Genomic DNA, 8,237 nt, shown 5'->3' with positions numbered 1-8,237 from the left:
TTGTAAGCTCAATCGCCCCTTGCTTGAATTCGCTTGTATACCTTCTTTTGGTTAACACCATTTCAACACCTCTTTCCTATAAGTTTTTTTCGGATCTGGGTGTCTACTTTCTTAGGGGAGGATCATGATATAGTTGAAAAAGAAAGTATTAATACGGAATATGCTAATGATAAATATTTGTATAATATTTATACAGATCCTTTTGATCCAAAGTTTATTCATGATCTTGAAAAAATTATAGATAAAGAACAACCTGTTCAAATTAAAAAAATAAAAAGAATGTTAAATAAACTAAAAAAAACCGAGGAACTTACAGATGATGAAAGTAAATATAGCGCCATTTTAGAGCTTACAAAAGCATTACCTGAAAAATTTCTGATTGATGAAAGACATCAATATAACAATAAATATCAATTTTTAATAGAGCAACTTAATAGCTATTATAATAAAACAGCAAAAGCCATTCCAAAAGAAATTCATTTTATTTGGCTTGGCGGTCCATTAGGAGAAATCCAAAAAGATTATGTAAAAATTTGGGCTAAGTTGAATCCAGATCATAATATAAATATTTGGTATGATTCTGATAATCTTTATACATATGAAACGAATAAAGGAATTAAAGAGTTTTTAAACTATACCCTTGCAGAAGAAAAAAACAGTGTTGAATATCAAAAATTATTTGCAGAAAAATTTATTAATATTCAAAATGATTTATTTGATAAACTGATAAAAAATAAAAATTCCGATACTTTATTATCTTTAGATCAAGAGAGACTTCATTATATAGAAAAAGTTTTATATAATAAAAATGAATTTAATTATGACGAAATTAATAAAAAAACAAATTTAATGCAAAATGATATTATAACTTTAAAGAATGAGTTTTCGAATATATATATTAAAGATTTTAAAGTAAATAAAAGTTATTGGCCTCTTAATAAGAATTATGAACAAGAAATGCTTTTGCGTGGAAATTTTGCTGCCGCCAGTGATAGCGCGAGGATAGAAATTATTTCCCGATTTGGTGGTATTTATATGGATATCGATATTTTGCCTTCTATTAAAGAATTAAATAATTTTATCGAAAAAAATAACACTGGACCATATAAAGAGTTTTTATCCAGAAAAACTAATGATTTAACAATATATTTTTATGAACAAATATTTAATCATCATAAACATTTTATTCCATCAAGAAAAATGAATAACAAATTCAAAAATTCATTTGTACATGCTATAAATAAAACTAATCTCCTTGAACCATTAGAAAAATCAGAACTAAAAACAGAAATTAATAGAATCCTTTTAAAACTTAAGGAACAAAACTTAGAGCAAATATTTAATAAAATTAATACACTAAATATACGCCAAGGTGAATTTAAAGCTTCATATAAATCTAATAGTTTAATAGCTTCTCATCAATTAAAGTCTGAAAATGATTGGTTACAACTTTTAAAAAATAAAATACAAGAAAGTTACAAAAAAATAAATAAAATAGAAAAAAATAACCCAAATTTTTATTATGACTTTAATAATAAATATATTTTATCTAATGATTACGATAATTATATTGAACCAAAAATTCAATCAAAATTAAAATATGATATAATTATACATGATTATCGATATGACTCTTTATTTTCAAGCAGTCGTTCGACAATTCATACTTCAGGTCCAGGACTTTTAAAACAATTTTATGAAGATCTTTTTCCAAGTTTTATATCAACAGACGGATGGTTTAATAAAAATACTATTGTTCAAAATTGTACTGAGTTTCCATTAATAAATAATATATTTAATTATGCTACTGAAGAAGATGCAAATTCTTCTTGGGCTAAAAAAACAATTTCATTTGATGGTGAAAAATTTAACCAAAGAGATGTAATTTTAGCTGTTGGACAAAATGAAAATATAAAGAATGCGTCAAATTTTATTTATACAAAAAAACAAACCGAAAATACAAACTCCTCTTTAATAGATACAAATGACTTAATTATAAAAAATAATAATAATAATGATTATGAAAAAGTAAATTTGTATATTGTAGGACATGCTGAAATATCTGAAGATACTGTTAAAATTGGAAATTTAACTGCAAATGAATTAGCTGAGAAAATTAGCGATTTTATAGAAAAAAATAAAAATGAAGTTATTGACTATATTGACATTGTAAGCTGTAATCCAACAAAAAATCCTAATGATACTGATAATATTGAAAAGTTTACAAAGTTATTATTTAATAGTTTAGATGACTTAGGAATATCATTAGATATTATAACTATTAGAAAAAATATTATTAAAATAGACTATAAAGGAAATGAATTAATTCGTACAAAGTATGGAATGTATAATTATTCTAATGATGCTGATAAATTATATATTGTAAGAAAAGGTAGGAAAGATTTTTTCATCCATAATTACTGGTAACATAATTGATCAAATTAATCCTGAGAACATTAAAAACTTAAATAGATTCAATAGCACTTTAAAAAATATTTTATCAAAAAAGACAGAAGCATTAGGAGATTTTTCAAACACAATAAATAAATTAAGGGATGCTTATCTTGCTCTAAAGACTTCCCGAAATAACTCAACAGTTTCCCAAGATAACTCTTCATCACAAAATATTTCAAATAGTAAATCTAATATTACCTATGTGACAAAAGAAATTGCAAAATATACATTTAATGGTCTTGATAAATTCACAAGTATGACAAATAAATATAATGTAATAATGAGTCTAATAAATACTCCACAATCCTTAAGTTATATAACAACTTCTTTTAAAAATGAAATGTATCTTGATGGATCGCGTGAAGCTGCAAATTTTACAATAAATAATGCGGATTTAGTTCTTGATATTGTAAAATCTTACAAAGGAACTTCTTATTGGCAACAACACGCAAATGCATTTCAAAATATAAATAAAATTCAAATTGGATTAAATTTTGTTTCTGCGGGAGCAGATATTTGGCAAGCATATGATCTATTTAAAGAGTCAAGCAGAACAGAAGATCAATCAAAAAAAATGGATTTTATCGTAAATGCTTCTTTTGTGTCAGCTCGAGCTGGAAGCTCAATTGCAACAGCAATATTTCTACCATTAACAGCAAAAGCAGGTCCCATAGGAGCCGCTATTGGATTTACAATTATGTTTTCTCAAGGCACCTTTAATGCTGTTCGTACCTCACAAGAATTACGAAAACTTGGTTTTAAAGAGGAAGATATAACCTTAAAGTCAATCTTAAAATTTTTTGGACAATATCAAGAAAATGAAGATTCTTCCTATGTTACTAAAATAGAATCTAATAAATTAAATAATGAAATTATTCCAAATATCCTTAATGAAAAAAACAAAGAATATATAAATGCTTTAGCAAATGGAAAAGGTGAAGAGAATAAATTATTTTATTTTAAAAAAATAGTTTATCCTAAAGTTGATCTTTATATTCCTTATTCAATAGAAACAACAACAATTGGTTGTTCTTATGGAACTTGTGTTCCTTCTAGATCAGGCGGTAAACCACTTGAAAATGCGAGTCATTCCTGCTTAACAAATAATTCATATTATGCCAGTGATTCAAATAGAATAAACGAAATAGAATCCTATCACATGAATGCTATTCAATTAAATCATTCTCTTTTAGCTTTAAAGAAAACAGACTCTCCACAAGCACCAAAAGGAGAAAATTATTCCCAAGCATCGATATTCAACATAATAATAAAACGATACCTTGTCCTAATATTTCTATAAGTACTCCTATGATAGTAAAAACACATCTACCAAAAACAGAAGATATAGAAAAAATAAAACAAATTCCTGAGCATAAAAAAGCTAATTTATATTTAGCTGGATTTGGAGATCAAGGTACTCATGGAAATATGATCCATTCAATTATTGGCGATTTAAATGACATTAATTTTTACAATATACACCCTGCAACTTATATGCTACATATTTTAGGAGGTAATAAAGAAGATATATTTGATTTTTATGATATTGTTCATTCAAAAAATAAAAATAAAGGTTTTATTGATGGTGGAAATGGAATAGATACAATAAATTTACAAGGTATTAAAGACAAAAAAATAACAGTTTCTCTATCAAATTTAAAGCCTTCAGACTTTCCAGAGATTAAAAACGTAGAGAATTTATTTGGAACAAATGAAGATGATACTATTTATGGAAATGAGGAGGATAACTTTCTAGTTGGAAATGCTGGAAATGATTCCATATTTGGAGAAAATGGAAATGATACAATTATTCCAAGCATAGGATTTGATAAATTAAATGGAGGAAAAGGAAACGATACTTATTTAATTTTGACAAAAGATTTAATCAATAATAAAATTGAAGAAATAAAAAATAATTCTGAAATTATTCAAAATGAATTAAATAAAATAAAAGAACCTTTAAATTTGCTTAACTTAAAATATAAAATTATTCTAAAAAACACAAATGATATTTATAATAAAATTCAAAACTATCATTCATATATGTCAGAAATAAAAGACATATATATTAACAATATTGCTGCAACAAATGAACTGAAAGAATTATCCAAAAAAATATTCGCCATTGGAAATAATATTTATAATATTTCTACTCAAGTAAAAATAAAATTAAAAAATTATGATACTCCAAGCATGAATTTAGAGAAAAATATTGACTTTATTATTGACTTAAATTCAAATTTAAATAAATTAGACGAATCAATTAAAAATAATCTTATAAAAGTTGAAAATTTTATTAAAAGTATAAACGATTTTCAAATTCAAAACGAAGACTTTGACTCTAAAATTAACAAATATCAAAGTAATTCATTTGGATTTGATAGTTTAAGTGATTTTAATAGAATGATGGCTATGCAGACACAAAGTTTAAAAAGTGAATATATAAAATCACAAAAATTAAATTTTTTAAACTCAAAAAATGAAATATTATCCAATTTAAACTTATTATATAAAAATTTAAATAATATTTCTATAAAATCAGATAGCATGAGCAATGAAATAAATAATATTAAAAATAAAATGAGTTTAGTATTTGATGGTCATAAAATTATTGACAACTTTGATGAATCTTATCTAATTGAAAAAAATCATGGAGTTGATATTATTAAAACCGACATTAAAAACTTAATTTCAAAAAAAGAAGAATATAATCTAACTTTAGGATTTAACCAAAATAATAAATTTATTCCAGCAATTATATTAAGAGACTATTTTAAAGGAGAAAAGTATCAGCATATAATATTAACAGATTTATCAGGAAATATTTATACGAATATAAATGGAAGTTTATATCAAGAAGGTTTAATTGAAAACACTTTAGACGTAGTAAAATTAGATTCAGAAAATTCATTAATTTATTTAGATAGACTAGAAAATTTATTGGTAGATACCAAAAAAAATATTATTTGCTCAAATAAAAATGAAACAATTTATGGAAATATATTTGATAATTTTATTTTTGGGAATGGCGGTTTTGACAAAATTTATGGTAACGACGGGAATGATACCATATCAATTGAAATGAATTCATATATTAAAAAACTAGAATCAAATTTCGAAGATACTGAGATAATTGAAAATAAGAATTATTCAGAAATAAATGGTGGTAGTGGATTTGACAATTATATTTTAAATTTTAATGATAATTATATTTTAGAAGATGACTATAATATTATTATTGATGACTATGACCTTAATAATAATATGGATAATTTGATTATTAATGATTTAAATTCCGAGGTTAAATATATTTCATTCCATAAATCAAATGACGTCCAATTTGGAAAAGAAATGCTGCAAATAAATTTTGAAGATAAAAACAACAAAAATTACAGTTTATTTATAAAAAATTGGTTTAAATCTGAAAATTATAGACATTTACAAATACAAATTGGAAAGGATATAACCATTACTAATAATTTAATGGAGCAAATTACCAAGTCTATAGAAGACGGGAAAAATATTTTTAGTTTAAAAATTTATTCAAAAACTCAATCGTTAAAAAAAATAGACTCAGATGATGGTAGTATAAACTACATTAACTCAGAGAACTCCATTAACGAAATTGAAGAAATTAATTTTAAAACCGAAAATAATTTCATCAAAAATAAAATCATTAAAATTTCAAATTTTGAAGAAGAGACTATTTTTAAATTAATTGAAAAAGATAAGCTAAATATATTTTCATTTGTAATTTTTAAAAATAATCAAAATAATTCCATTAAAAAAGAATTTAAAATTAAAATTAATGATGAAATCATATTAAATAAAGAACAACTAACTGAATACATGAATACTATTAAATTAGGAGAAATAATAGACATTTCTATTAATTAATAAACTTCCAAATAAAAATATCCATCCTCCATTCATATTAAGATTCAGATTTAATTATAAATATCTTTCATAATTTCAGAATTATTTTCATATTTTTTATCTTTTAATTTATTTAAATCATCTAAAAAATATTTTGGTGCTGTATTTTTATTAGCACATTCTATCAAATGTTTTTTCTCACTAGGAAAAATATTTCCTTTTAAATATTTTTCTATTTTTTCAATATTACTTTTATCTTGAAGGGCATCTTTTTCTGTATTTTTAACACTAGTTGATTCAATAGTCATAAATAAGATTCTCCTTTAAATTTATAAAATTTTACATTTATTTTTAAAATATAGATAATAAAATACTTTGTCGACCGACATTAATTAATATATAATTAATTAACAAAAGTCAAGCTTATTTAACATGATAAAATAACATTTAAAATAAAAATAATTTTATCTCTATTCCTATTTTGTTGATACACTTTCCTGTATTTTCTGGTTTTACAGAAGGAAACTGGAAATTAGAGATTAACGAGCAAACAAACCATAGCTATTCAAGGGATGAGAAGTTTTTAAAGGGTTATAAAGGAACAGACGGCTACGGAGACATTAGACGGTGCCATAAATTTTGTTGGTTTAATTCATATTCAATAAAATTTTTAGTTCTTCGTAAGTATAAACTCTTTTTTCAATAATAATAATATTTTTTTGATTATAAATAAATTTTTCTTCAAGAGTAATATCGCTAGAAAGAAATATAATTCCATTGTATTTTTCTCTCACTTTTTCTACAAATGTTTCAAATGTAGTCCGAACATTTTTTCCAAAAAAATAATCGGATATGATCATTTCTATCCTATCTAAATAATTTATTTTTTCATTCATAAAATAAATACAATCCTCAGGATTCAAAAAAGTAATGATATTTCTTGATTTTAATGCTCTCTCCCAACTACGACAAACTAAAGGATCATCATCAAGTACGATAATCGTTTTTTCTGTTAATAAATTTATTTTATCGTCATTTTTCATTTTTGACAGCTCTAATTTTTTTCCATTTAAGTTTTTAACTAATTGAAAATTTGACTTATCGTAAGCTCCAATCAAAGCTGGTAAATTAAATATAAATTCTACTCCTTTATTTAAATCCGATATACAATAAATTTTACCACCATGTAATTTTACAATTTTTTGAGCTATAGATAAGCCTAAACCTGTTCCTTTTTCTTTTTTATAGGTATAAAAGGGTTCAAAAATATTTTCAATATTTTCTTCACTAATATAAGAATTATTATTTCCAATACAGATTTCCATAAATGTATTATCTTCAAATGATATTTCTTTAGAGAATATCCATAAATTACCTTTATAGTTCATAGCTTCTAATGCATTTGAAATAATATTAACAATAATAAGAACAACTCTTAGAACATCAATAGATAAAAGCAAATGGTCAGACAAATTATATTCAATATTAATTTTAGTATTTTCTGGCAATGCTCCTAAATTTTTAAATGCCATAATAAGAACACTCTCTACAGGAACACTTTTAGTAATATTAAGTTTTGTAACAGCGGCATCCATAACTTCATTTAAAATATGCTCAATATACTCCATTGAAACTATAAATGTAGGTTCAAACCCATGAATGGCTTGTTTTATTTCAGTTAAATTTTTTAAATCTTTTAACTCCTGAATAAAAAACCTTAACTTTGAAAATGGTTTGCGAATATCATGGGCAATATAATGGGCTACATTACCGGCCGCGGCGTGTCCTCCCAATAAGTGATTTTTACAAAGCATAAATCCAGAATTAAATCTCCTTTTGAGGAGGAGATTTAAATGGAGATGGAAAATAGACTTTTAAAATTGTCAGAGCAAGTTGCTTTTGAAAGA

General features: G+C 24.0%; 5 protein-coding genes. 3 read left to right on the top strand and 2 right to left on the bottom strand.

The annotated features are described in order from the left end of the window. The first annotated feature begins 99 nt into the window (after nt 1-99). The 3 genes from ACIQ56_RS11630 to ACIQ56_RS11620 all read left to right on the top strand — a co-directional run bounded on the left by ACIQ56_RS11630 (nt 100) and on the right by ACIQ56_RS11620 (nt 6,351). Nucleotides 100-2,427, top strand: coding sequence for a TcdA/TcdB catalytic glycosyltransferase domain-containing protein (locus ACIQ56_RS11630; protein WP_397601227.1), 2,328 nt, complete (start codon nt 100-102; stop codon nt 2,425-2,427). Nucleotides 2,428-2,656: 229 nt separating this feature from the next. Further along, nucleotides 2,657-3,754: a hypothetical protein gene (locus ACIQ56_RS11625; RefSeq protein ID WP_397601226.1), complete on the top strand. Its 1,098-nt coding sequence runs from the start codon at nt 2,657-2,659 to the stop codon at nt 3,752-3,754. An 8-nt stretch (nt 3,755-3,762) separates the two neighbouring features. Then, nucleotides 3,763-6,351: a hypothetical protein gene (locus ACIQ56_RS11620; protein ID WP_397601225.1), complete on the top strand. Its 2,589-nt coding sequence runs from the start codon at nt 3,763-3,765 to the stop codon at nt 6,349-6,351. Between the two features lie 50 nt (nt 6,352-6,401). On the opposite strand, the gene ACIQ56_RS11615 is transcribed toward ACIQ56_RS11620, so the two are convergent. Beyond that, a complete protein-coding gene (locus ACIQ56_RS11615) occupies nt 6,402-6,638 on the bottom strand; it encodes a DUF2795 domain-containing protein (protein ID WP_397601224.1) in 237 nt (78 codons plus the stop codon). Nucleotides 6,639-6,977: 339 nt separating this feature from the next. Continuing rightward, nucleotides 6,978-8,144, bottom strand: coding sequence for an ATP-binding protein (locus ACIQ56_RS11610; RefSeq protein ID WP_397601223.1), 1,167 nt, complete (start codon nt 8,142-8,144; stop codon nt 6,978-6,980). Nucleotides 8,145-8,237: the final 93 nt, after the last annotated feature.

Origin of the sequence: Silvanigrella sp., from assembly GCF_044369315.1 — a bacterium.
Lineage (GTDB): Bacteria > Bdellovibrionota_B > Oligoflexia > Silvanigrellales > Silvanigrellaceae > Silvanigrella.
The sequence above is the reverse complement of the archived record's forward strand: the minus strand, read 5'-3'. Positions and strand labels throughout refer to the sequence as shown.